At 36.8% G+C, this 25,228-nt stretch carries 21 protein-coding genes and 1 pseudogene; 6 read left to right on the plus strand and 16 right to left on the minus strand.

The window, feature by feature from the left end:
- Window positions 1-151 precede the first annotated feature (151 nt).
- A complete protein-coding gene (locus CVFO_RS07680; protein ID WP_201339443.1) occupies window positions 152-1,579 on the minus strand; it encodes a leucyl aminopeptidase in 1,428 nt (475 codons plus the stop codon).
- 82 nt (window positions 1,580-1,661) lie between these two features.
- Here CVFO_RS07680 and CVFO_RS07685 point away from each other — a divergent pair, with 82 nt between their 5' ends.
- The gene (locus CVFO_RS07685) at window positions 1,662-2,381 is read left to right on the plus strand and encodes a DsbC family protein (RefSeq protein WP_201339444.1); all 720 of its coding nucleotides are present in this window, start codon (window positions 1,662-1,664) and stop codon (window positions 2,379-2,381) included.
- Window positions 2,382-2,551: 170 nt separating this feature from the next.
- Here the strand turns inward: CVFO_RS07685 and CVFO_RS07690 are convergent, their stop codons facing one another.
- A complete protein-coding gene (locus CVFO_RS07690; RefSeq protein ID WP_201339445.1) occupies window positions 2,552-2,812 on the minus strand; it encodes a hypothetical protein in 261 nt (86 codons plus the stop codon).
- Between the two features lie 53 nt (window positions 2,813-2,865).
- Between CVFO_RS07690 and CVFO_RS07695 the strand changes: the two genes are divergently transcribed.
- Window positions 2,866-3,117: a helix-turn-helix domain-containing protein gene (locus CVFO_RS07695; RefSeq protein ID WP_201339446.1), complete on the plus strand. Its 252-nt coding sequence runs from the start codon at window positions 2,866-2,868 to the stop codon at window positions 3,115-3,117.
- Between the two features lie 31 nt (window positions 3,118-3,148).
- Here CVFO_RS07695 and CVFO_RS07700 read toward each other — a convergent pair whose 3' ends face one another.
- Complete coding sequence (locus CVFO_RS07700) at window positions 3,149-6,211, minus strand: efflux RND transporter permease subunit (RefSeq protein ID WP_201339447.1); 3,063 nt, start codon at window positions 6,209-6,211, stop codon at window positions 3,149-3,151.
- A 95-nt stretch (window positions 6,212-6,306) separates the two neighbouring features.
- Complete coding sequence (gene typA, locus CVFO_RS07705) at window positions 6,307-8,124, minus strand: translational GTPase TypA (RefSeq protein WP_201339448.1); 1,818 nt, start codon at window positions 8,122-8,124, stop codon at window positions 6,307-6,309.
- 70 nt (window positions 8,125-8,194) lie between these two features.
- Here typA and rlmE point away from each other — a divergent pair, with 70 nt between their 5' ends.
- Genes rlmE through dinG form a run of 3 tightly spaced genes read left to right on the plus strand, consistent with a single transcriptional unit; the run spans window position 8,195 to window position 11,908 of the window.
- A complete protein-coding gene (gene rlmE / locus CVFO_RS07710) occupies window positions 8,195-8,818 on the plus strand; it encodes a 23S rRNA (uridine(2552)-2'-O)-methyltransferase RlmE (RefSeq protein ID WP_201340444.1) in 624 nt (207 codons plus the stop codon).
- Between the two features lie 59 nt (window positions 8,819-8,877).
- Window positions 8,878-9,849 carry a polyprenyl synthetase family protein gene (locus CVFO_RS07715; protein ID WP_201339449.1) on the plus strand — a complete coding sequence of 324 codons (972 nt, stop codon included), beginning with the start codon at window positions 8,878-8,880 and terminating at the stop codon, window positions 9,847-9,849.
- A 4-nt stretch (window positions 9,850-9,853) separates the two neighbouring features.
- Window positions 9,854-11,908, plus strand: a complete 2,055-nt coding sequence (gene dinG / locus CVFO_RS07720) for an ATP-dependent DNA helicase DinG (RefSeq protein ID WP_201339450.1) — start codon at window positions 9,854-9,856, stop codon at window positions 11,906-11,908.
- A 96-nt stretch (window positions 11,909-12,004) separates the two neighbouring features.
- Here the strand turns inward: dinG and CVFO_RS07725 are convergent, their stop codons facing one another.
- The 4 genes from CVFO_RS07725 to CVFO_RS07740 are packed head-to-tail and all read right to left on the minus strand — an operon-like array spanning window position 12,005 to window position 17,596.
- Complete coding sequence (locus CVFO_RS07725) at window positions 12,005-13,453, minus strand: TrkH family potassium uptake protein (protein ID WP_201339451.1); 1,449 nt, start codon at window positions 13,451-13,453, stop codon at window positions 12,005-12,007.
- Between the two features lie 12 nt (window positions 13,454-13,465).
- The gene (gene trkA, locus CVFO_RS07730) at window positions 13,466-14,839 is read right to left on the minus strand and encodes a Trk system potassium transporter TrkA (RefSeq protein ID WP_201339452.1); all 1,374 of its coding nucleotides are present in this window, start codon (window positions 14,837-14,839) and stop codon (window positions 13,466-13,468) included.
- A 6-nt stretch (window positions 14,840-14,845) separates the two neighbouring features.
- On the minus strand, window positions 14,846-15,421 hold the full coding sequence (locus tag CVFO_RS07735; RefSeq protein ID WP_201339453.1) for a response regulator: 576 nt from the start codon (window positions 15,419-15,421) through the stop codon (window positions 14,846-14,848).
- A gap of 12 nt (window positions 15,422-15,433) precedes the next feature.
- Entirely contained in the window at window positions 15,434-17,596 is a 2,163-nt protein-coding gene (locus CVFO_RS07740; protein WP_201339454.1) for a sensor histidine kinase, read from the minus strand.
- Between the two features lie 633 nt (window positions 17,597-18,229).
- On the opposite strand from CVFO_RS07740, the gene CVFO_RS07745 reads away from it, so the two are divergent.
- A complete protein-coding gene (locus tag CVFO_RS07745; protein ID WP_201339455.1) occupies window positions 18,230-18,409 on the plus strand; it encodes a hypothetical protein in 180 nt (59 codons plus the stop codon).
- Window positions 18,410-18,541: 132 nt separating this feature from the next.
- Here the strand turns inward: CVFO_RS07745 and CVFO_RS07750 are convergent.
- The 8 genes and pseudogenes from CVFO_RS07750 to rlmD form a co-directional block, all read right to left on the minus strand.
- Window positions 18,542-19,647: pseudogene (locus tag CVFO_RS07750) on the minus strand (IS3 family transposase).
- A 405-nt stretch (window positions 19,648-20,052) separates the two neighbouring features.
- Window positions 20,053-20,334, minus strand: coding sequence for a hypothetical protein (locus tag CVFO_RS07755; protein WP_201339456.1), 282 nt, complete (start codon window positions 20,332-20,334; stop codon window positions 20,053-20,055).
- Complete coding sequence (nagZ, locus tag CVFO_RS07760; protein ID WP_201339457.1) at window positions 20,331-21,314, minus strand: beta-N-acetylhexosaminidase; 984 nt, start codon at window positions 21,312-21,314, stop codon at window positions 20,331-20,333. Before nagZ ends, CVFO_RS07755 begins: the two co-directional genes overlap by 4 nt.
- Window positions 21,311-22,612 carry an AmpG family muropeptide MFS transporter gene (locus tag CVFO_RS07765; protein ID WP_201339458.1) on the minus strand — a complete coding sequence of 434 codons (1,302 nt, stop codon included), beginning with the start codon at window positions 22,610-22,612 and terminating at the stop codon, window positions 21,311-21,313. The genes nagZ and CVFO_RS07765 overlap by 4 nt, the downstream gene beginning before the upstream one ends.
- Window positions 22,613-23,026: a rhodanese-like domain-containing protein gene (locus tag CVFO_RS07770; RefSeq protein WP_201339459.1), complete on the minus strand. Its 414-nt coding sequence runs from the start codon at window positions 23,024-23,026 to the stop codon at window positions 22,613-22,615.
- Window positions 23,026-23,133 (minus strand): L,D-transpeptidase family protein, encoded by a 108-nt coding sequence (locus CVFO_RS09255; RefSeq protein WP_342591009.1) that lies wholly within the window; start codon window positions 23,131-23,133, stop codon window positions 23,026-23,028. Before CVFO_RS09255 ends, CVFO_RS07770 begins: the two co-directional genes overlap by 1 nt.
- Window positions 23,130-23,486, minus strand: coding sequence for a L,D-transpeptidase family protein (locus tag CVFO_RS07775; protein ID WP_342591010.1), 357 nt, complete (start codon window positions 23,484-23,486; stop codon window positions 23,130-23,132). Before CVFO_RS07775 ends, CVFO_RS09255 begins: the two co-directional genes overlap by 4 nt.
- A complete protein-coding gene (gene rlmD, locus CVFO_RS07780) occupies window positions 23,483-24,799 on the minus strand; it encodes a 23S rRNA (uracil(1939)-C(5))-methyltransferase RlmD (RefSeq protein ID WP_201339460.1) in 1,317 nt (438 codons plus the stop codon). The genes CVFO_RS07775 and rlmD overlap by 4 nt, the downstream gene beginning before the upstream one ends.
- Window positions 24,800-25,228 lie beyond the last annotated feature (429 nt).

Below are 25,228 nucleotides of genomic sequence, written 5' to 3' on the forward strand. Positions count from 1 at the left end.
TCTTTCTTTGACTTATATCGATTTTACGTAAATCTTTTTTAATTGTATTCTGTCACTCAATGGTGTTCATATTATTCACTCCTTATACTGCTATAGCAATTACAAAAAAAAATACGACCCCGTATCATACAAAATATTATAACAACGCAATTTATTTTTTGATTTTATCCAAAATAAATTGCGTTAATAGCGATACTGGACGACCTGTTGCGCCTTTTTTATCACCACTTAGCCACGCCGTACCTGCAATGTCTAAATGTGCCCAGCGATAATCTTGGGTAAACCTGGATAAAAAACACCCAGCAGTAATAGAACCTGCTTCACGCCCGCCAATATTTGCCATATCGGCAAAATTTGATTTCAGCAATTCATCGTACTCATCTTCAATGGGTAATTGCCACACGCCATCAAGTGCAGTTTTAGAAGCGTTGATAATATCATCAGCCAAATCTTGGTCATTGCTCATAAGCCCAGAATTATGCTTACCTAGTGCAATAATCACCGCACCTGTAAGCGTGGCAACGTCAATCACCACTCTTGGGTTAAACTTCTTAACATAAGTCAGTGCATCGCACAAAATCAAGCGTCCTTCTGCATCTGTATTCAAAATTTCAATCGTTTGCCCTGACATAGACTTAACAACATCACCAGGCTTAGAGGCATTGTGTGCTGGCATATTCTCAACTGCTGGCACTACAACAACTAAATTAATGTTTGGCTTAATTTGCGCAATAGCACGCATTGTGCCTAATACGCAAGCTGCACCACACATGTCATATTTCATCTCATCCATACCTGTACCAGGTTTAAGCGAGATACCGCCACTATCAAAAGTAACGCCTTTGCCCACGAGTACAATCGGCTTTTCATTGCCACTACCTTGGTAACTCAAACTAATGAGCTTTGGCAACTCAATCGAACCCTTAGAAACTGATAATAACGACCCCATGCCAAGTTTATCCATGTCCGCCTCTTCTAAAACTTCGCATTCAAGGTTAAACTCTTTAGCCAAGGACATGGCCGTACCTGCCAAATAGCTAGGTGTACAGACATTGGGTGGTAAATCCCCTAAATGGCGTGTTAAAGACATACCATCAGCAATTGCTTGGCCTTGCATTAAGGCGTGTGTATTATCCATAGTAGATTGGATGGCAATGTGCTCAATACTACTACTCTTTTTATCACCACCTATTTTTTGAACTTCATAAGTTGCATTATGCATTACTTTAGCGGTTGTTTTATGCGCCCATGATTCATCAAAACCTTTAATTTCAACACTTTGAATCATTAAATTTTTAGCCTTAATTTCAGCAAGTACAACACTCACAGCATTCAACGCTTTAACATAATCCTTGGCATCTACAGGTGCGTCACCAAGCCCAGCAACAATCACTTGCCTAGATTTAAAACCAGAAACCAAACTTAATAATAACACCTTTCCAGATTTAGACTCAAAGTGATTAAGTTCAATTAATGTTTGAATATTTTCATCATCAAAAACCATATTAGAATTACAAAACACAATCACACTACCACCCTCAAAGTGTTGAATGGTTTCATTAATCAGTGAAAATTCCATCTTAAAACCTCATAAAAAATATAATGCCCGTATTTTACCCAAAAAGGTAAAATTAATAAGTTTATTCAGCCAATTATTCATCATGCTTAAACTACTATTCATCACAACCGCCTTACTTTCTAGTAGTGCTTTTGCAGACAAGGACGCAATTATTGACAGTCTGTATCCATTTTTTGGTACGATTGACAAACAAGATATTACCAAAACACCGTTAAATGGTATTTTTGAAATCATTGTCCATGACCCTATTGATTCTCTTTTAGTATCTGAAGATGGCCGTTATTTAATCCAAGGCGATGTTGTTGATTTAACCACTAGGCAGCTTATGCCAATGAGTGGCAAGGTTAAATTGATTAAACAGACCTTAATTAACACAATTAATGATATTGATAAAATCATTTACCCAGCAAAAAATGAAAAAAACATCATTCATGTATTTACTGATGTTGGCTGTCCATTTTGTAAAAAACTTCATAGCGGCATGAAGCAGATGAATGATTTGGGTATTACCGTTAAATACCTCGCTTCGCCACTCGCATCCTTACATCCAACAGCACAAGGAAAAATGGAAAAAATTTGGTGCGCTGATGATCCAGCTAAAGCGATGGATGATTATAAGAAAAATAACATTATGTCCAACTCAAAAGCTTGCAATAACCCAGTGGCTGACCAATTGGCAATGTCTAAACAACTCGGTGTGAATGGTACACCTGCTATCTTCTTGAGTGATGGTACGCACTTACCTGGTTATGTGCCACCTGCCATCTTATTACAAAAAATTAAGGCAACGATTGGCAAATAACACCACTAGAGTTGTTGCACTAGAGGCGATTTATTCTGTCATTATCAACAAAAAATCGCTCAGCGCTTTTAATTACCCAGAAGATAGTGACACAGTCTTACAAACAAATACTTTGATGTGATAAATTTTCTATTCATTCGTGCTATTTTTTTATATCATTGTTATTATGTTTATTCTTGCTGATTAATAATAAACTGTTCCTTTGCTATTCTCAGTAACCCTTTGTTGCTGAAATCGTGTTGCAAACATTTTAAATACTCATCTGCAGGTATTTTGTTCAGTGCGGCAAAGTTTAACGACTCATAGACATACGCATTAGCGGTTGGCGCTAAATTGTATTTTTTATTGTAATCACAAAAGTCTTTACTGTTTTTCAAAGTGGTTGATGAAACTGCATCCATCACCACCAAGCCTACTGCCATTATTTTCATTCTCATAAAGATTTAATTATACTAAAAATATCCTACATTAAGATATTTATATTATGAGCAAACGAAATCCATATGACGAACGTCGAGAGATATTAAGGAATTTACTAATCAAACATAGAAAAAATGCTGGCATCAAACAAATCCAATTAGCCCAAAAGCTAAATAAGCCACAATCTTTTGTTAGTAAATACGAAAATGTGGAGCGGATGCTAGACCCTATTGAGGTTTATGAGGTATGTAACGCCCTTTCTGTTTCTTTTTTGCTAGTCATGAAGCAATTTGAAAAGGCGGTGGTACAGCGCTGATTAAGTAAATCAAACACTACTTGAAAACAACCTATTGACTAAATTTTAACAGCCTGCACCAAAGTTTTTTTACCCAGTTGATAAACTCATGGTTAATTAAATACAAACAAGGTAATAGAATAAGTGTCATTAACGTTCCGAACAACAACCCATAACCCAGTGAAAGCGCCATCGGTTGTAAAATAAAGTCAGTGCCGCCAATGCCATAAGCAAGTGGCATGACACCTGCCAAAGTCGTTAATGTTGTTAACACAACAGCGCGCAATCGGTCTTTTGCACCTTGAACAACCCACTCATAAACACTCATGGTAGATGCAAACTTTGTTTTTAAATAATTCAAATGGGCAACCATCACTAAAGAATCGTTCACAATAACCCCCACCAATGCCAGTGTACCCAGTATTGCAAAAAAGCTAAGCGTTTCTCCATGAAGAAAAAAAGCCCAAATAACACCAGTAATAGAAAAAGGCACAGCAATTAAGACCAATATTGGCTGTGAATAAGAATTAAATAACAAGGCTAGTAATAAAAATATGGCAAAAATTGCCATGACAAATGCCTTTTTAAAGCTATCCATTGCTTTTTTTGTATCTTTATCGCCGCCCTCGCTAGTCACTCTAATTGTAGGATACTTGTTAGCTAAATCTAGGCGTTTGAGCGCTTGACTAATAACCACACCAGAAGTCGTTATCTCGTCATCAACACTACCGCTAAGTACAGCTGAACGCTGCCCATTAAAATGATTAAAATTTGGCTCACCCTTAATTTTTTGCAACGAAACAAATTGCTTAAGCGGTATGGGGCGACCTTGACGGTTGTTAATTTTTAATAATTCTAGAAAGTCCTCTGACTGTTTATCGCTACCCAGATAAATTCTAAAACCAACGTCATCATCACCATAACGTACGTTAGTGACATTAATACCTGTAAAAGCTGCCTTTAAATAATCATTAACCGTTGAAAAGTCAACATCAAATCTGGCCATTTTTTCAAAATCAATCACCACTTCAATACGTGTTTTACCTGGTTCATCATCCCGCCTAATGTTATCTATACCATCAATGCTTAACAATATTTTCTCTAAAGCATCAGCAGCATTTTGACGTTGAATATTATCACTACCTACCAAATTAATCTCTACATCTTCACCTTGTGGCGGACCTGGTCTGCCTATTGAAAACTTTAATTTTTTTGCTGCTTTTATGTCCTTAATGCACGCTTTTAACTGGGCAAGTAAAACTCTAGGTGTTTGTACTCTTGTGCTAGATGGCACCAACTCAATAGTAAATTTAGCCACATGGGTAAAATAATGGCCAACATTATTAGTTAATGAGTCTAAATCCTCACCCACAACTTCTATAATCATTTTCTCTACTTGTTTGGAAATAGACTCTGTTCGCTCTAACGAAGTGCCAACAGGCATTTGCAATCTTGCGCTAATACTATCTGCTCCCACTGCAGGGAATTGCACGTACTTCATTTGAGTTTTAGCAAAATATAAAGAGCCTATCAGAACAAGACTAAAAATAACAACAACACCGTAACGCCATTTCAATACTTTTGTTAAAAACCCCTCAAACCAATTTTCAATATGCGTAAACCACGTCTTGCCTTTGGTTTTTTCATCACTACTAGCAAGGTGCGCTGGCAGTGCCAGACTAACTTCTAAAAACGAAAGGGTTAAGGCGAAAATAACCACAAGAGGGATAACATAAATAAATTTACCCATCGTGCCACCCATTAAAAACATCGAAGAGAAAGCCAAAATCGTGGTTAAAATTGTCGTTATTACAGGCGCAATGACACGCTTAAACCCACGCACAGTAGACTGATGCCTGTCTTTTCCCAATTGTTTGTAATGATGTATACTCTCTGCCACCACAATACTATCATCCACCACAATACCAAGCACTAGGATCATCGCAGCCAGTGAAACAAGATTAATGGTTTCGCCCGTTGCGCCTAATAAAGCCACTGTACCCAAAAGAGATACTGGCAAACTAATTGATACCCAAAAAGCTGTTTTAAGTGATAAAAATAAACCCAATATAACCAACACCAAAAACAAGCCAATTAAGCCATTATTAGTCACGATATTGAGCCGATTGCGAACATGCTTAGACTCATCTGATGAATAGAAAACTTGCAGACTGGCTGGGTATTTAGCCCTTAAATCCAACACTTTTTCTTTGACCAAATCAACTGTGGTAATCACATCAGCATGCTCTTGTTTACGAATTCTCAGGATAAAACCTTTAGTACCATTCACGCGAGTAATAGAAGTCTCTTCCTTGTTTCCATCAACAATGCTTGCAATATCCTTTAGGCGAATAACAGGCCCATCAAATGTTGACTTAAGAATGACATCGCCCACGGCTTGAACCTCATCAAACTTAGCCAAAACAACAATAGTTTTCTCATTAATGTCATCATGATTACTACCAACAGAGTAGCGTTTGTTGCGCTTTTTAATCGCTTTAATTACTTGAGGTAAGGATAGCTTGTGTTGGTACAGGCTATCAGGATTGATCCTAATTTTAATTTCACGATCAAGATAACCCTCTTTAACAATTTTTGACACACCTTCAACCAGTGCTAAAGAGCCAGCCATATCATCAGTAATATCTCTCAATGCTTGATAAGACAAGTCACCGCCACTGATGTTAATTTTTAAAATACTTTTGAGTGAGTTTTTTTGGTCAATAACCCAAGGCAAGTCATCCACCTCTTCAGGTAATGACTTAATGCGATTGACTGCATTTCTAATTTCTTGTTTTAATGGCTCAATATCATCCACATCTTGAGAAAGCGTTATAACAATACTAGACTTACCCTCTTTAGAGGTTGAGCTAAATTTATCAATGCCTGAAATACTTTTCAGTTCGTCTTCAATTGGGTTGGTAACATTTTGCTCAACATCTTCAGGCGAGGCACCAGGATATACAGTCACAACAGTCATTACTTCAAAATCTACTGCTGGGAATTTATCTCTTTGAATGCCACTTAATGTCAAAAGACCAAGAGCAATAATGGAAACCGTAAAGACCAGCGCTAGCTTTTTCTGCTTAACAAAAAAATTAAGAATGTTGTCCATAAACGTTTAATCAAAAAATATATAACAGCAATATACCATTAGCACTGGTACTGACCAACAAGCAAGCAAGCAAGCAAGCAAGCAAAAGCTAGCTTTTATTTAGATTTTCCACGCGCTCTTTTGCGTTCATTCTCTGTTAATAAACGCTTGCGAATGCGGGTGTTATGAGGCGTTACTTCTACCAATTCATCATCATCAATAAACTCTAGTGCCTGTTCTAAATCAAGCTTAATGGCAGGTGTTAGTGATACGGCTTCGTCAGTACCTGATGCACGTACATTGGTCAATTGCTTGCCCCTCATAACATTAACCACCAAATCTTTATCACGTGTATGAATGCCGACCACCATACCTTCGTAAATATAGGTGTTGTGTTCTACAAAAAACTTACCACTTTTTTGTAAATTAAAAATGGCATAAGCAACCGCTTGTCCTTGGTTCATTGAAATCAAAGAGCCATTAGAACGCTGACCAATTTCCCCTTGTTTTTGGGGTTTGTAAGCATCAAAGGTTGAATTCATCAGTCCTGTACCCGTCGTTGCTGTTAAAAATTCTGTTCTAAAGCCAATCAAGCCGCGTGCAGGAATATTAAAGTCCAACTTTACTCTACCATTACCATCTGGCATCATGTTGGTTAGTTCAGCCTTACGTTCACCTAATTTTTCCATCACGGTGCCTTGATGTTGAGTCTCTACATCAACACTTAAATCTTCAAATGGCTCACAAACAACACCATCAATTTCTTTTAAAATGACTTGTGGACGACCTACTGCCAACTCAAAACCCTCTCTACGCATGGTTTCAATTAAAATTGACAGGTGCAATTCACCACGACCTGAAACAATAAATTCAGAAGGATCTGTTGTGTTTTCAACCCGAAGTGCAACATTGTAAATGAGCTCTTTATCTAAGCGGTCACGAATATTTCGTGAGGTGATAAACTTACCATCTTGCCCAGCAAATGGAGAGTCATTCACGCGAAATGCCATGGAAACGGTTGGCTCGTCTACACTCAAAGGCGGCAACGCCTCAATGGTCTCAGGGTCGCAAATTGTATCTGAAATTGAAATACCTTCGATGCCAGTAATGGCAATAATATTACCTGCTTGTGCACCGTCTGTATCAATCTTTTCTAAACCAAGAAAACCTTGAAGGTTTGCAATTTTAGCTTTGCGTTCATTGCCTTGTGTGTCAACCACCACAACTTGCATATTTTTCTTAATTGTACCACGTGTAATGCGACCAATAGCAATTGCCCCAACAAATGAGGAATAATCAAGTGCAGTGACTTGCATTTTTAAAGGCGCATCAATATCAACTTCTGGCGCTTTAACGTGTTTTATAATGGTTTCAAACATGGGTGTCATATCACCTGAACGCACATCGTCTTCTAACGAGGCGTAGCCATTAATACTTGAAGCGTAAATAACTGGGAAATCTAATTGCTCGTCAGTTGCACCCAGTTGGTCAAATAAATCAAATACTCGGTCAATTACCCAGTCAGGGCGTGCTGCATCTTTATCAATTTTATTAATAACGACAATCGGATTTAGGCCCTGGTCAAAGGCTTTTTTCGTCACAAAGCGTGTTTGTGGCATTGGGCCTTCTTGCGCATCTACAAGCAAAAGCACGCTATCAACCATAGACAGTACACGCTCTACTTCACCACCAAAATCAGCATGACCTGGCGTGTCTACAATATTAATATGATAATCATTCCATTTAATCGCAGTATTTTTACTAGAAATGGTAATGCCACGCTCTTTTTCAAGATCGTTTGAGTCCATCATTCGATCAGTTGATTCAAAGCGCTCATCAAACGTTTGCGATTGCTCAAGCAATTTATCAACTAAAGTTGTTTTACCGTGGTCAACGTGGGCAATAATAGCTATGTTTCTTAATTTAGTATTCATGCGGGGTAGGTCAATGCAAAAAAGACATTATTATCCCGTAAAATACCCTCTAATATTAGGAATTATTGACATGGCAAAAAAAGGCAGTTCAGGACGTTGGATGAGCGAACATCTAAGCGATGAGTTTGTTAAAAAAGCACAAAAAGAAGGCTATCGCTCTCGTGCCGTTTACAAACTTATAGAAGTAATTGATAAAGATAAATTTATCAAATCAGGAGACAAAGTGCTTGACCTTGGTGCTGCTCCTGGTGGCTGGAGTCAAGTGGCAATAAAAATTGTGGGCAAGTCTGGTCAAGTTATTGCTAGCGATATATTAAACATAAAGCCCATTGATGGAGTTGATTTTTTACGTGGCGATTTCACTGAAGATGAGGTTTATGAAATGCTTTTAGATATCACCATGAGTAAAAAAGTTGATGTTGTTTTAAGTGATATGGCACCTAATATGAGCGGTCAACTCTCAGTTGACATTCCTAAATCCATGTACTTGTGTGAACTGGCACTGGATATGGCAATTAAAACCTTAACATCTTCAGGCTATTTTTTTGTCAAAGTTTTTCAAGGGGATGGGTTTGACGAGTTTGTTAAGTCGTGTCGATCTTCTTTTTCTTCTGTTACTATTCGCAAGCCAAAAGCCTCAAGAGCAAGATCTAAAGAAATGTACTTACTTGCAAATAAATTAAAACTAACTTGAGTTGATACAAGTATTGGTTTTTTTAATAACCCATATCACCCACGTGTAAAATAACCGCCATGAAAAGTTTAAGCGATATTCAATCCCTCTTAAAATTAGATTTACAAAAAACAGACGATATACTCATTAATCGTTTAAGTTCAAACGTTGCTTTGATTAATCAAATGAGCCATTATATTATTCACGCTGGCAGCAAGCGCTTGCGCCCACTGCTGTTATTGCTTTGTGCGCGTGCAACTGAATATCAAGGCACGCACCACCACCTTATGGCAGTAGTGATAGAGTTAATTCACACTGCCACTTTACTTCATGATGATATTGTTGATGAGTCTATAACGCGCCGAGGAAAAGACACTGTTAATGAAGTTTGGGGCAATGCGCCTAGTGTTTTAGTGGGTGATTTTTTATATTCCCGTGCTTTCGAGATGATGGTTGAGCCTAATTTAATGTCCATTATGCATATTCTTTCTAAAACCACCAATAGTATTGCTGAAGGTGAAGTGTTACAATTATTAAATTGTCAAAATGCTGAATTGAGTGAGACTGAATATTACGCAGTAATTGAGCGAAAAACGGCATGTTTATTCCAAGCGGCTACTCAAATTGGTGGGCTGCTATCAGGTGTTGATAAAGCCCAAGAATCTGCATTAAAAGACTTTGGGCTGCACCTTGGTAACGCTTTTCAGATTATTGACGATGTGCTTGATTATGAGTCAGATGTAAAAACCATGGGCAAGGAGGTGGGTGATGATCTAAGTGAAGGGAAAACCACACTACCTATGATTTATGCACTTGCCCATACTTCTGGCGATGATAGGCAACTTCTAGAAGATGCTATTAACCAAGCAGATAATTCCAAAATAACCCAAGTGATTAAAATTCTACAATCGGTTAAAGCCTTTGACTATACTCGCAATCAAGCACACAAATCAGCCCAACTTGCCAAGCAATCACTCAGGCTAATACCTGACTCAGATTATAAAGATGCATTGATTTTATTGTGCGACCTTTCCTTGCAACGCCAGTCATAAAATCATGCTTTCAAATGAGCTAAAAGCTCAAATTCGCCAGTCATTTATGAACTTAAAAAAAGACATGGATGGCTTTAAAGTACGCCAAGCACAAAACAAAATGATTGCTGAAATCTCTAAAACTTTATCAGGAGAATACAAGGGTAATAATATTCTATGTGTTGAAGCGCCTACAGGTACAGGAAAAACGTTTGCTTACTTGCTTGGCAGTATCCCTATCGCCAAAGCCAATAAAAAGAAACTGATTATCTCTAGTGCTAATGTTGCCTTGCAAGAGCAATTGCTTTTTAAAGACATGCCACAAGCTCAAAAATATTGCTCAGTTGAGTTTGAGTATGCCTTGGTCAAGGGGCGCTCGCGTTACCTTTGTGTTCGCAATTTAATTAATGTATGTGAAGATAACACCAGTGACAATTCTTTATTTGAATCAATACCACTGTTTGACAAGCCACCAGGAAAATATCAATTAGAGCAACTCAGTGAGATGCTAAATGATTACTCAACTAAGAAATGGAATGGAGAAATTGATGATTTAATGCGCGCACCAGATCATTCTATTTGGCAAAAAATAGCTTGCAACCGTTTCACTTGCACCGCAAAAAGCTGTGAGTTTTATCAAGATTGTGCTTTTTTTAAAGCCAGACGACAAATTACCAGAGCAGATGTTATTGTCGCTAATCATGATTTGGTCTTAGCTGACCTTAGCACGGGAAATACCGTACTACCTGATGTTAGCGAATCAATCTTTATCTTTGATGAGGCGCACCACTTAAATTCAAAAGCACTGTTGCACTTTTCATTAACCACCAGTACTGAGTTCATCAAAACCAGCGTTAGACAAACCAAGGCAGTTAGTGAGCAATTATGCAAAATCAGCAAACAAGATGTGTCTGGTATTAACATCAAGCAAATTGATGATTATTTGGCTGATTTAATTCAATTGTTAAAACAACTAGAATTTAATGATGATATTTATTTATTCAGCCAAGGTGTTGTTCATGAATCTATCAAGCAAATAAGTGAAAATATTCTAACGCTTATTGGCGCTGTTCAAACTAAATTCACACTTTTAAAAGAATCTTGGGGTGACTATTTAAAAATAACAGCTATAGACAAAAGCATCAGCGGCCCTATTAGCAATGCAATTGGCGAATGTGAACAGCATTTGCTTAGTATTATTACTTTATTTTCATCTTTCTTGCAAACGGACGAGACAAATAAAGCGCCACATTCACGCTGGATTGAAAAAACCACACTTGCAAATAAAAAAACCAACTACTTGCTTAATAGTGCACAAACTGATGTTTCAAAAAATCTAGACCAACTTATTTGGTCAAAAGTTTCAGGCGCCATTCTTACTTCAGCCACGCTAACATCGCTGGGTAGTTTTGAGCGCTTAAACAAACAATTAGGCCTGCTAAGGGATGAAAACCAATACTTGCGCCTACCCTCACCCTTTGTATTTGACCAGGTAGACTTCATTGTTGCTAAACTTAAAGCCAGCCCAACTCAAGTGTATGAGCATACACAAGAAGTGGCATCACAACTACTTAAACGACTTGATAGCAATGAAGGCTCATTAGTACTATTTGCCTCTAATAAACAAATGCAAATAGTGACAGACTTGGTAGAGAAAAAGCTAGATTGCACTTTGTTTGTTCAAGGTGAATACCCTAAAAAGCACATTTTAGAAAAACATATTGACTTACGCAAACAAGGCAAAGGTAGTGTTATTTTTGGACTGGATAGTTTTGCTGAAGGGGTGGATTTAAAAGGCGACAATCTTACTCATGTTGTCATTGCCAAATTGCGTTTTAGTGTACCCACTTCGCCCATTGATAAAACATTAGCCACTTATCTCGAATCACAAAACCGAAATCCTTTTATGGAAATATCCCTACCCGATGCATCGCTTAAACTCATTCAAGCCTGTGGTCGTTTGATTCGTACAGAAACTGACACAGGAAAAATCACCATTTTTGATAACCGCTTGGTTTCTAAATTTTATGGCAAACAACTGTTAAACGCTTTGCCAAACTACAACATTATAGTGGAATAATTTTTTAGCACACCGACCTAAGAATAGAAAATACGAATATAATGCTAATAGCAAAGATTAGCGTTAGATTTATGTTTTCCTTAAGTTGGAATATATTTAAAAACGCCAAAAAGCCTTATGCAACAAAGCTATTAAGGTTAATATTTCTAAGCGTCCCAATAACATTGAAAAACTTAAAATCCATTTGGCAGTATCATTAATATTGCCATAATTAGCAGCAACATCACCCAAGCCTGGACCTAAATTATTAATAGAGGCTGTTGTTGCTGAAAATGCACTGATTTGGTCAAGACCAGTAAACATTAACATTAACATAATCATAACAAAGGCGATGACGTACAAAGAAAAGAAACCCCAGACTGATATCAAAGTATTTTCAGGGACACTTTTTTGATTAAGCTTGATGTTGATTTGTGCATTAGGATGAATAAATTTTTTAATCTCTTTCATCGCTAATTTAAACATTAATAATATTCTAACAACTTTAATACCGCCACCTGTAGAGCCAGCGCAAGCACCAATAAAACTAGCAAAAATTAAAAATACAGGCAACACAAACGGCCACAATGAAAAGTTCGTACTAGCAAAACCTGTGGTGGTTATGATAGAAATACTTTGAAATATGCCATATCTAATTGATTCTTCAATAGTTTGATAGTAGCCTTTATCAAACAAATAGCTTGATACTAATAAAATTGATGCACTTAGAATTAATAGATAGGTTTTAAATTCAGAATCTTTTAAATAAATAAATAAATTATTCTTACGCCAGACAAGAAAATGCAGCGAAAAATTAATACTTGCTAGTAGCATAAATATCATTGCCACTACCTCAATTGCATAGGAATTGAAATAACCAATAGAGGCATCGTGAGTAGAAAAACCACCAATAGCAACGGTTGCATAACTATGCCCAATGGCATCAAATGCATTCATGCCCGCAAGATAATACCCCAGTGCACAAACGACAGTAAAACTGATATAAATTTTCCACAATGCTTTGGCAGTTTGAGTGAGCTTTGGCGTCAATCTTTCTTTAGAAATGCCACTTGATTCTGCATGATAAAGCTCCATACCACCAACACCCAACATTGGTAAAATTGCAACTGCTAAAACAATAATACCCATACCGCCTAACCACTGAAGCTGCTGGCGATAATATAAAAGTGCTTTGGGTAAATCATCTAACCCAGAAAGCACCGTTGCACCTGTGGTTGTCAGCCCTGACATAGATTCAAAAAATGCATCGCTAAAGGACATATCCAAAGATGCTGATAATAAAAATGGCGTAGTAGCAAATAAGGACAAGACAAACCAAAAACTCACCACCACCAACACACCTTCACGAATTCTAAAATCCTTGGTTGAATTTCTAAAAGGCAGCCATAAAACAAAACCACTGAGTAGTGTTAAAGAAAAAGCAGCCATAAAAGATGAAGCTTCATTTTGAGCATAAATAAAGTCAACAATAATGGGTGGTAATTGAGTTAAACTGAACAACATTAGCAACAAACCAATGGTTTTAAAAACAATACTAAATTGCATTTTTAACAACCATTAATCAAAATATCCTTTAAACAACTCTTCCACTTCATGGATTTTACTAACATCAGTCAACACTAACAATACATGATCTCCTTCTTTGATTACCAAAGTACGCGACCCCATAATCACTTCATGATTCCTAACCACTGAACCCACAACCACACCATCAGGTAAATTAATTTGTTCAATAGTTTTACCCACAACATCTGAATGGTGTTTATCACCATGTACGATAACCTCAATTGCTTCTGCCTTACCTTGGCGCAATGAATACACCATCATGGTGTCGCCTTTACGAATATGTGCCAAGATGCCACTAACTGTAATTTGATCAGGTGATATGACCATATCTACACCTTCGCTTTGTTCGGCCAAATCTTCATAAACATTACGCTTCACCAAGGCGATCGTCTTATGCGCACCTAAACGTTTGGCCAAAATTGAAACAATCACATTGATTTCATCAGAATCTGTTAAAGCTAAAAATAAATCTGTATTTTCAATGCCCTCTTCTAATAGTAACTCTTCATCGGATGCATTACCTAAAAGCACTAATGTATTTTCAAGCTCGTCAGCAATTTCACTAACACGCTTTTTATTTATCTCAATCACACGAACGCGGTGATTTTTTTCTAAGAACTTTGCTAAATTAAGACCAATGCGCCCACCACCAGCAATAATAATGTTTTTATAAGCCTTGTCTTCACGCCTGAATTGTTTAATCACTTTAGAAATACTGGCTTTTTTGGTCATGAAATAAACCCGATCACCATCACGAATAACCGTCTCTCCTGATGCGGGAATTGCCCTACCATTACGATATAAGCTTACAATGCGCACCCGTGTTTTTGGCAAATGTTCATGCAGATCTTTAATAGGGTGCCCTACAATTGGTGTGCCTGCATAAGCTCTGGTTTCTACCAATTGAACCAACCCATTTTCAAACTCAAACACCTGCTCAGCGCCTGGCTCTTCAACCACACGCTTAATATAGTTAGTCACCAACTCTTCAGGTGTGATAATGAAATCAATTGGAATAGCATTAGGTGAAAACAACTCTTTCCTATGTAGATATTCAGCAGTACGTATACGCGCTACTTTCTTTTCTACTTGATACAAGGTGTGTGCCATCTGGCAAGCCAACATATTACCTTCATCAGAGCGTGTTACAGCAATCACCATATCCATATTTTTAATGTCTGCTTCTTCTAAAACGTTAGGATACGAAGCATGTCCACAGACAGTTTTAATGTCTAAATGACGCTGCAAATTTGATAAATTAGATTCATCTTTATCAATAATGGTAATGTCATTATCATTATCTAAGCCTAAATATTTGGCTAATGTTGCACCAACTTGTCCCGCACCTAGGATTAAGATTTTCATACTATTTTATTTTTTATCAATGCCTAAATCTTTTAACTTACGATATAAAGTGGTCCTTTCTAACCCTGCCAAGACTGCAACCTTGGCAATATTATGACTGTTCTCTTGCAGATGGTGATTGAAATATTGTACCTCAAAAATATTCCTTGCCTCTTTAAGTGGTGCATTAAATTCAATACCACTAATAGTGTGTTCAGATTTCTCTAGTACTTGTTCAGATAGAATTTTACGTACCAATGGCAAAATATCATGCAGTGGTTTTTTCAAAAAATCAATCGCACCCAGTTTAATTGCCTTGACCACGTCTTGATGTTCTGCATGCCCAGACATCATCACAATCGGTGTAGAAAAACCAGCTTGAGTCCATTCTTCTAATAATGACATACCGTCCTGACCAGGCATCCAAACGTCCATCATAACCAGGTCAAAAAATTGATCTTTTATAGTAGTTTTAGCTTGACTGGCGTTAGCTGCAATAACCACATGATAATTAACATCTTCCAATGTATCCATCATCGTTTCTGCATTCATATTTTCATCATCAATGATAAGAATTCTACCAATGGCTAATGTGTCATCCATAACCCCTTCTTTTTATTTATTGCAATTAAACTCAATGGTAATCATAGCACCATGCGGTTTAACATTACCAGCAAATACTTCACCTTCATGTTGCTTAATAATATTTTGCACAATTGCCATGCCTAAACCACTACCCTTAATTTTGGTCGTCACATAAGGCTCAAATACCCTATCAAGTACGTACTTATCAAAGCCATCACCATCATCTATGATACTTAAACGCACAATGGCTTGTTTTGGTAAATATTCTGTCGTGATTTTAACGTTAAAATCACGCCCGTCAACCATTGCTTCACTGGCGTTTTTCACTAAATTAATCAACACTCTAGAAATACTATGACTATCTAAAAGTAGTAGTGGAATACCAGCAGACAAATCAAAGTCAATATTCATATTACTTTGTGCATCATAAAGTGCGATAGATTGTTTAATTAATGCATTCAAATCACAAGACTTCCTTTCAATTTGAGGCGTGTTAGCATAATCAGCAAATGCACTTACCATAGTGTCCATAGATTGAACTTGGTGAATAATGGTATTTGTAGTTTTATCAATAACGTCTAAATCTTTGCCCTCTAAAGAGCCCATGAATCGGTTTCTAAGACGCTGAGCAGATAATAAAATGGGTGTTAGTGGATTTTTAATTTCGTGTGCCATGCGCTTTGCCACTTCTCCCCAAGCAGCTTTTTTCTGAGCCCTATTTAACTTCGAGATGTCCTTAATCACAATAACAAAACCCAAGGTTTCATTGTCATTTTTAAGTGCCGCACCTTGGCACGATAATAACAAATGCTGACTAGCTAGAGTAATTTCAATCTCTTCACTCCATTCACTTTCATCTCGTTTAAATTTATCTTGTGTCATTAAAAACAAAGGTTCTAAATTTGAATAGCGATCAACAATAGTGTTGCATTTTTTACCAATGAATAATTTTTCATCTTCAATACCCAGCATTGTACCAATCACTGGATTAATGAGGCGGATCTTCCTATTTTGATCAAGTGCAATCACACCATAAGAATATTTAAGAATCGTTTCTAAATACAAATTGTGCGTATCCAAGCCTTCACAAGATGCCTTGATTTGTCTAGACATAGTATTAAATTGTTCAATCAAACTACGCACATCTTCACTTTCTTTTTGTTTAGCAATACGCACATCATAATTACCTTTAGCAATTTCTTGCGTGGCGATGGATAAGTTATTCAATGGCTTCATTAACCGTTCAATCATGCGAAAAACCACCATAAGCGCACTCAATATTGCCAATAGCACGGTAGATGAAAAATCAATCATAAAACGTTTTTGAGTGATTGAAGTGTTGATTTCAAATTTAATGTTTTGTGCTGCATTAGCAAACCCTCTAACTTGTGACAAAAACCCTAAAAGCCCTGGATCAGTTGCATACACCACATCAACCACAAATAAATCTTGATTTGATATATTTGAAAGATAACGTGTTGACATTTTTACTTGAATAACGTTTGCAGTCTCGTCTTCGTTAATCATACGTGGCTGTGCACCTGGCAATGGCTGCTCTTCAATTGCCATGCAATTAGTCACATCTGCCGTTTTGGCAACCATCTCTTCTTGAGCATTCAACAATGTAATTTGACAAGCCCAGCCTTTATCAATTAAGCCATCAAGAAATATTTGCATACTTTGTGCATAATTTTCAGCATCTTTTTGAAAGCTGCCAAAAGAGATAATTAAAGTTAGTAATCTTTTTGTTTGTTCGGTATAACGCTCATCTCTAATTTTTTGCACACCGCTATACAAGCCATTGACTTGCTGAATAAAATTTTGACTGAAAACATTAAAAGCTTTTTCTGAATCTTTAACGTTGTTTTGAATCGTTTGAAATGAGAATATATAAAAAGACAATACTGGCACAATCACCAAAACCGGCACAATTTTAACAAACGACCAAGTAAATTTAGAGCCTACAATATCGCCCTTAACATCACGCTTAAGGCGTAATACATCCGCATAAACATAATAAATAGCAATCAGGCTCATGATGATATTAAACCCAACCAAATACCCCCACCAATGTGCAATAAAATCAGGATTAAGCCCTAAATAAAACGTGCCAGAAATAGACAGTAAGAAAACAAACACCCAAACCCATGCAGGTGGTGTCTTTTTTAAATGCAAATATTGGTTAAGAATCATAGAAAATAGTGCGAACAATCATACTTTTTGAATAATTATCGCATACATCTACACAAATTATTCATTAAAAGATAGCCCAAATAACTTAGCTGATTGTCTTTGTGCTTAAGTTTTTTCAGGTCGCTGCTAGGATGTATTTATAATGAAAAATTACTTTATTCTAAATAAATAATATTAATTCTATTTTTATGTAAAAAACATGTATCGTACGCATATAAGTTACCTTTTTAGCAATAGCTAAAAAGGTAAAAAGAATTAATTTTTTCGAGTGTTGGCACTATCCATAGCAAAGTAGTATCGTTTTTTGACAAAATCATATTACTTTATATAAAACTTTGAGACAGCATAGTACCATTAGTTTTTCTAGTTAATTTTAACTCAATGAAAACTAATTTTCTAATAAATATGGAGATATATCATGAAAAAAGTAAGATTATAACATTAAGCTTATTGCTTATAGGCACATCACAAGCATTTGCAGAGGCTCTAAGAGAGCGTGTTGCTGTATTAGAATCAACCCCAAGCAGCAACAAAGATTGGTGGCGTGGCTCAAGTTAAATACACAACAAATGGAGGGTACTGAGTTGGGCGATGTCAAACTTCACGTTTCACACGTAATTAATGAGCAATTCGATGCTACTTTTACAATTCAAAGGGATGGTGGCGATAAGGATAGTATTAGGTGGTGCTGCAATTAATTATCACAATGCAAACTTTGATGCCTCAATCGGCAAAATTGGCACGCCTTTTGGTTCTTATGGCACAGGCATGATAAAGGCAATAGAAATGGGCTTGCACTATCCAAAACATTAGGCGGTATCAAAGTTTCAGTTTATACCAACGACAAAGTAAAAAGTAAATCAGCTAATCAGCTAATTACACCAACGGTGCATTTCAGTGCAGGCGCTTACTATTTTGCAATGCTCTAACCTACTTGGACACATTTCAAGCCGCTTTTTTCAATTCAGCCATCTTTTGAGCAGGTGTTAAATACCCAATCGCTGAATGAATCCTTTTGTAATTATACAAGTAGATATAACCCTCTACATTTTGCACGACTTCACTATGATTTGCAAAACTTTGATAATTTAATCTCTCAGTCTTCAGACTTCTAAAGAAACGCTCCATGACCGCATTATCCCAACAATTACCTCGCCTGCTCATGCTTTGAGTAATGTTGTTCTTGTTGCAATAATCAATAAAAACTTTAGAAGAGTATTGAGTCCCTTGATCAGAGTGGAACATGTGTTTATTTGTATTGGGCTGGTGTCTAGACACAGCATTACTAAGCGCATCCTTTGCCAACTGAGCATTAGGCTGTTTTGACAATGCCCAACCAACAACTTGTCTTGAGCCTAAATCCAACACACTGGCTAAATAACTCCCACCTTGATAGGTTTTGATATAGGTAATATCACCAACCCAATGCGTATTAATTGATTGCTGCTCAAACACACGATTTAATAGGTTTTTTGCCTTTTTAAACATCAATCTAGTATTAGGGTAATAATGACGCTTTCTTGGGCGTATGGCAACTACATTGGCTTTTTTCATTAGCGTTGCAGTTTGGTAAATACCAATGTTATAACCTTGGTTATTCAAAACTACTCGCATTCTGCGTTTGCCATAGGTGTATCCAACTTCAATAGCAGTTTGTTTGATTAATTTAATCATAGCGTTGGTGTTGTTGTTTACTCGCTTATCTTTGACTTGATAGTAATAACTACTGCGAGGAAGTTTGAGTAATGCTCATAATTCTTTAGTATTGTATTGTTGGCAAGCCTTGTTTATCTTGATAATCATATCACTTGGTGATTGTCCACAGCGAACAAGGCTGTTGCCTTTTTTAAGATTTCATTGTCCCTTTGTGCGCGCCAAAGTTGTTTCTCAAGCAGTTGTATTGTTTGTTGTTCAGAAGTCAGCGCTTTGCCTGACTCTGGTGTTTGTCCACCAAGCTCTGCTAGGTATTGTTTTCTCCATCTGCTAACTGCTGAGGAGCAAGCTCCTGATATTATCATGATTTTTTTATTGGTGTAATTCTCATGCACCATGAGTTTGGCATAATCTAGTGTTTCCCCCTCAAGGGGGTATTGAACAGAATGTTCAACGGTAAAAGTCACTCGTTGTTTTCTTGATTTATATTGTGTCATTACTGACCTCCTTATGGTTTGTATTATAAGGCTATCTTTGTGTCCAATAAAATTAGACTATTGCAGTATGGTATGTGCTATTTCAGTTGCAATGAGTGAATGTAGAAAATGAGGTTTGTTGTGTGTTCTTCCAAGACATTTTTAGTGGTTTTTAGGGTTGTTTTAGATAGGTGTTATTTTACCATATTGGTGGTTTTTGGTTGATTTATGCAAAGGTCTCTATATGTAAGCCTTTATTACATCAATAATTATCAATTTGATAAAAATTGTCATTTTTTTTTAATCAATCCTGTTTATACAAAGGCATTAACTCAAGGTTTTCTTCAAATCATCAATTGAAAAACTTTGCACAGTTTGTTCATCAGTATAAACAGGCTTCATCCTAGTATGTGCACCTGAGGATTTTTCAATAGCGATTTGCCTACTGGTTACGATATCTAAACAATCAGTGATCATTTTTTGCGTTGCTTGACTAAGTGGGTGCTTTAATCCTGGCTGGGTCATGGTGTCTTTGGCAACGGCAATAAGGGTTTTTCTGACTGCGCCTAGAAGTCTAGTTTCAAAATTTTGTGTGTTGTCATTGTTCATAATAAATCTCTAATAGTTGCTAAATGTTGCTGATGGTTAATTTTATCGGATTTAAACTTATAAAAACCTTGCATTGATTGTAATTTTTCGTTCATGTCCCAATCTTTATCAATGATTTGCGCAACCAATTCAGGATGATTGCATATAAGCACCATATCACAGCCAATATCTAATGATGCTTTCACTCTATTGGTTATGTCTTTAATGAAATGCGCACCTTGCATAGACAAATCATCACTAAAAATAACACCTTTAAATTTGAGTTGGTTTTGCAAAATATCTTTAATCCACTTAGAGGAGAACCCTGCTGGCTTATCATCTACTTGAGTATAAACAACATGGGTGGGCATAAGTGCATCAAGTCCATGGTTAATTAACCCCTTAAAGGGTTTCATATCTTGTGATAAATCACTCATTGGTCTGTCATCTATTGGCAAGTCAAGGTGTGAATCCGCCGTGACAAATCCATGCCCTGGAAAATGCTTACCAACACACTTCATGCCTGCTTTGTGCATGCCATTAATTAAACTACCTGCTAATTTTACAATCACATCAGGATTAGAATGAAAGGCCCTGTCACCAATTACTTGGGAGGTGTCATAATTAACATCCAATACAGGTGCAAAAGAAAAATCCACGCCAATATCCAACAACTCATATGCCAAGACAAAACCACAAGAAAAGGCTTTATCCATCGCCATATCTGGATTTTTATCATACGACGCACCTAATTTTGCCATGGCTGGTAGGTGGGTAAATCCAGTTTGAAAACGCTGCACTCGTCCACCTTCGTGGTCAACAGTAATCAGCAAGTTTTTATTAACTTGGCGAATGCCTTTAATTAATAAAGTCACTTGCTCAATAGATTCAAAATTACGCCCAAACAAAATAACGCCGCCAATAGAGGATTTAATCAATTGTTGTTTTTCTTGTGTGGTTAGTGTCAATCCTGACACATCCATCATAATAGGGCCTATCATATAAATAAATGTTTAAAATTTTTGCCAATCCAAAAAAGCATAACAAGGCTAGGGATCACCATGAGTGCCGTAATGGCAAAAAATACTGCCCATTCGCCACCAAAAGCAATAACCCAATCTCTATTTTCTAAGCTGTCTACCAACAAGCCACTGCTACTGGCAAATAAAATTTTGCCCAAATTACCCATAGAAGACATTAAGGCGTATTGTGTAGCGGTGTAAGTTTTATTAACCAAATAGGAAATAAACGCCACAAATGCCACAGTTGAAAAGGCAGATGTAAAATTGTCTAAAAATATGGTTAATGCTAAAAACTCCTTATCTGCACCAATTGTTGCTAGATAACTATACATCAAATTAGTAAGTGCCATTGATACGCCGCCAATAACCAAGCCCTTAAGAAGTCCAAAATGAATGCTAACAAAGCTTGCAATGATTGAAAAAATAATGGTCAAAGTTGAGCCTAGAAGTTTTGAATAGGTAGCTATATCAGTCTTAGAAAAACCGATATCATCATAAAAAACCAACGACATTTTTCCAAGAAATGCCTCGCCGATTTTAAAAAACATAATGAACAACAAAATTAAAATGGCCGTTGTACCAAAGCGGTTAAAGAAGTCTTTAAGCGGGCTAAAGAAAGTCTCGCCTAGCCATTGTTCTGGTGTGTCAGTAGTTGTTTGATTTGAATGCGTCTCCTTTGGCATGAGTAGCGTTGTAAGCATAAAGCCTAGCACAAAAAAACTCATGACAAAATACACCATTGACCAATTGTTAGAATAATCTGCCAAGTAAAGTGCAAACGCACCTAAAAATCCAAAACCAAACCACCAGCCACTTGTTGCAGCGGCAGCGGCAGCGGCAATTTTGCCATCCTTGCTTTCGCTAATTATTTCAATGCGATAAGCATCAATCACAATGTCTTGAGTGGCTGAGGTGATGGCAATTAATAGTGCGAGTAATGACACCCAAACAATGCTTATTTTAGGGTCTGTCCATGATATGGCGATGATTAAAATAAACAATAAAATTTGTAAAAATAGCAGCCAACTACGTCTAAAACCAAGTGTGTTTAAAAATGGAATTTTAACCTTGTCAAGTAACGGTGCCCATAACCAATTGATAGAATAAACGAAAAAAATGGAGCCTAAAAAACCGATTGCTGTGCGCGTCAGTCCAGCATCTTTAAGCCACAAGGTCATTGTTGAGCCGATAATCACCCACGGAAAACCACTAGCAACGCCATTCAAAAAGATAAACAACATGCGTTTATCTAAATAGATATTTAGTATTTTACTCACCTAACATTGCAACCAAGGCATACCATCATAACGCCAACCATTTAAATTACCTCGTTGGTCACTTACATCAAGATCCCCTTCAAAGCCACTAACAACATGTGCCACGTTGGTAAAACCATGTTCAATTAAGCATTTTCCTGCATCATTTGAACGGTAACCACTGCGACAAATTAAAATAATTTCACGTTCTAAGAAGTTATTTTCCTTGCCAGTAAGACGCTTAATGGCAGCAATAAACTCATCTTCATTGGGCTCCCAATCAGGATCGTCAAGCCAAGACACAAAAATACATTCAATAGGTCTACCAACAAATTTATTTTCTGCTTCGCAACGCACGTCAATCAAAATGGCATCTTGATTGACTTGTAAGCGTTCAAAGGCTTTTTTTGGCAGGTGTTGTATTAACTGATTCATTACTCAATTATAGCAACATCTCCCCCTATGTGAACCTTTTCAAATAATTCAACAATATCTTGATTTCGCATACGGATACAGCCTTTTGACTTAGGAGCGCCCATCATAAATTCATCAGGTGAGCCCCGTGAATATAAATATAACGCTCATGCGTGTTTTTATTATGCTTTTCAACCCCATCAAGCCATAAAATTCGAGTTAATATCCAATCTTTATCAGTTTGTTCGTTAAATAATTGTTTTGAATAAATCTCACCTGTTGGTATTCTAGCAATAAATACAGTGCCCAATTCTACATTATCGCCAATTTTTTCGCTGATTTTAAATCGTCCAGTTGGTGTGCAAAATGAACCCTCTACCTCGCCCACACCGTTGATTGAACTTGAAATTGAGTAAGATTTTTGCAAGACATTATCTTGATAATAATCTAAAGTTTGGGTGTTGATATTGATGTTTATCATCGAGTGAATAAAGCAATAGATTCCACATGGGCAGTTTGGGGGAACATGTCCATCACTCCCGCAGTTTCAAGCATAAACCCAAGCTCAATTAACTTGAGCGTATCACGAGCCAAGGTTGCAGGATTGCATGACACATACACCAATCTTGTGACACCTAATTTAAGCAGTAACTCTACAATTTCAATTGCACCAGATCTAGCTGGGTCAATAAGTGCCTTATTGTAAGTCTTGCCTCTGAACCACTCAAAACCTACCACTTCTTTAAATAAATCTGCCTTATAAAAATCAACATTGGTAATGCTGTTTTTTTGTGCATTATACTTTGCCCTTTCAATCAATCCTAAATCACCTTCAATACCCACCACATGTTTAGCATGTCTTGCAATTGGTAAGGTAAAGTTACCCAGACCGCAGAATAAATCAATCACCTCATCAGACTCATTAAGTTCAAGTAATTCTAATGCTAAATCAACCATTTGCTGATTCAGTTTAAAGTTCACTTGAACAAAATCAGTGGGTAAAAATTCCATGATAATACCATGATTAGGATGTGAATACGTTAGCACAACAGGCTTTTCTAATGGCTTAACACTGTCTAAACCACCGCTTTGGGTATAAAAGGTGATGTTTAATTGTTGGGCACAATCTACTAATATTTGCTCATCTTTTACACTCAAAGGCTCAAGGTGTCTTAGAATAAGCACCGTATTATTCTCAGCAATCGCCACTTCAAACTGTGGAATACTGGACTTAATACTAAGCCTTTCAATACAATCAGCAAGCACTTCAAGATGTTCACCTATGGATGGATGCAAAACCTCACAGCGACTCATATTGGTGATAAATGAAGATTTTTTTTCTCTAAATCCAACCAATACCTTGTCTTTTTTAGCCACATATCGAATACCCAATCTAGCTTTGCGCCGATAACCCCAGCTTTGAACTTGAAGTGGCTTTAACCAAGTCTTAGGCTCAATTTTTGCCTGATTAGCAAACGCATCTTTTAGCCAATTACCCTTAGCCTGTATTTGATCTTCACTGGATAAATGCTGAAACGAACAACCACCACAAATACCAAATACGTCACATTTAGGCGTGATTCGATTATCCGCTGGCTTTAATACTTGCTTAACACCAGCCTCTTCAAATTTAGCACGTGAAAACGTGCGGTCAGCAATCACAAGCTCACCTGGTAACGCGCCACTTACAAAAATAACCTTATCTTCAAAATGTGCAATTCCTCGCCCTTCATGAGAAAGTGACTCTATGTTTAACTCGTAAGTTTTGGCTTTTGGTTTTCTTCTTCTACTCATGAATCACTCCTTGTAATTACAGTTGATACTAGCAAAAATGTTGTTTTCATTTAACCAATCAAAAAAGTTTTTACTTCTAGACCGAAGCTTATTAGAATCAAAATTATTTTTGCTCAATGTTGAATGAATACTGTTATCACCACAAAACTTTGATTTAAGCTTACCTGAGTTTTGAACTTTATAGAAATTATCAAATAGTTTTCTACTATTGGCTTTATCGCAAGAAAAGCAAAGCTCATCTTCTAAATTCTCATATTGAATACTAAGACAAAAGTTGTAAAACTTTAAAAAAATTATATTTTTGATAAAACTCTAACATCATCAGGTTTTTGCAGAGGCATTTGCACCCATAAAAATACAAACTTTCTTATACTTAATATTGGGAAATTCTTCTAAATATTCATCCTCTATGGTTGAATATTTTTTGGA

Origin of the sequence: Isorropodon fossajaponicum endosymbiont JTNG4, assembly GCF_016592615.1 — a bacterium.
Taxonomy (GTDB): Bacteria; Pseudomonadota; Gammaproteobacteria; order PS1; family Pseudothioglobaceae; genus Ruthia.

Coding starts and splice junctions, on each gene's coding strand:
- CVFO_RS07680 (WP_201339443.1), bottom strand. CDS start 1,579: ATGGAATTTTCACTGATTAATGAAACCATTCAACACTTTGAGGGTGGT.
- CVFO_RS07685 (WP_201339444.1), top strand. CDS start 1,662: ATGCTTAAACTACTATTCATCACAACCGCCTTACTTTCTAGTAGTGCT.
- CVFO_RS07690 (WP_201339445.1), bottom strand. CDS start 2,812: ATGAAAATAATGGCAGTAGGCTTGGTGGTGATGGATGCAGTTTCATCA.
- CVFO_RS07695 (WP_201339446.1), top strand. CDS start 2,866: ATGAGCAAACGAAATCCATATGACGAACGTCGAGAGATATTAAGGAAT.
- CVFO_RS07700 (WP_201339447.1), bottom strand. CDS start 6,211: ATGGACAACATTCTTAATTTTTTTGTTAAGCAGAAAAAGCTAGCGCTG.
- typA (WP_201339448.1), bottom strand. CDS start 8,124: ATGAATACTAAATTAAGAAACATAGCTATTATTGCCCACGTTGACCAC.
- rlmE (WP_201340444.1), top strand. CDS start 8,195: ATGGCAAAAAAAGGCAGTTCAGGACGTTGGATGAGCGAACATCTAAGC.
- CVFO_RS07715 (WP_201339449.1), top strand. CDS start 8,878: ATGAAAAGTTTAAGCGATATTCAATCCCTCTTAAAATTAGATTTACAA.
- dinG (WP_201339450.1), top strand. CDS start 9,854: ATGCTTTCAAATGAGCTAAAAGCTCAAATTCGCCAGTCATTTATGAAC.
- CVFO_RS07725 (WP_201339451.1), bottom strand. CDS start 13,453: ATGCAATTTAGTATTGTTTTTAAAACCATTGGTTTGTTGCTAATGTTG.
- trkA (WP_201339452.1), bottom strand. CDS start 14,839: ATGAAAATCTTAATCCTAGGTGCGGGACAAGTTGGTGCAACATTAGCC.
- CVFO_RS07735 (WP_201339453.1), bottom strand. CDS start 15,421: ATGGATGACACATTAGCCATTGGTAGAATTCTTATCATTGATGATGAA.
- CVFO_RS07740 (WP_201339454.1), bottom strand. CDS start 17,596: ATGATTCTTAACCAATATTTGCATTTAAAAAAGACACCACCTGCATGG.
- CVFO_RS07745 (WP_201339455.1), top strand. CDS start 18,230: ATGCTACTTTTACAATTCAAAGGGATGGTGGCGATAAGGATAGTATTA.
- CVFO_RS07755 (WP_201339456.1), bottom strand. CDS start 20,334: ATGAACAATGACAACACACAAAATTTTGAAACTAGACTTCTAGGCGCA.
- nagZ (WP_201339457.1), bottom strand. CDS start 21,314: ATGATAGGCCCTATTATGATGGATGTGTCAGGATTGACACTAACCACA.
- CVFO_RS07770 (WP_201339459.1), bottom strand. CDS start 23,026: ATGAATCAGTTAATACAACACCTGCCAAAAAAAGCCTTTGAACGCTTA.
- CVFO_RS09255 (WP_342591009.1), bottom strand. CDS start 23,133: ATGATGGGCGCTCCTAAGTCAAAAGGCTGTATCCGTATGCGAAATCAA.
- CVFO_RS07775 (WP_342591010.1), bottom strand. CDS start 23,486: ATGATAAACATCAATATCAACACCCAAACTTTAGATTATTATCAAGAT.
- rlmD (WP_201339460.1), bottom strand. CDS start 24,799: ATGAGTAGAAGAAGAAAACCAAAAGCCAAAACTTACGAGTTAAACATA.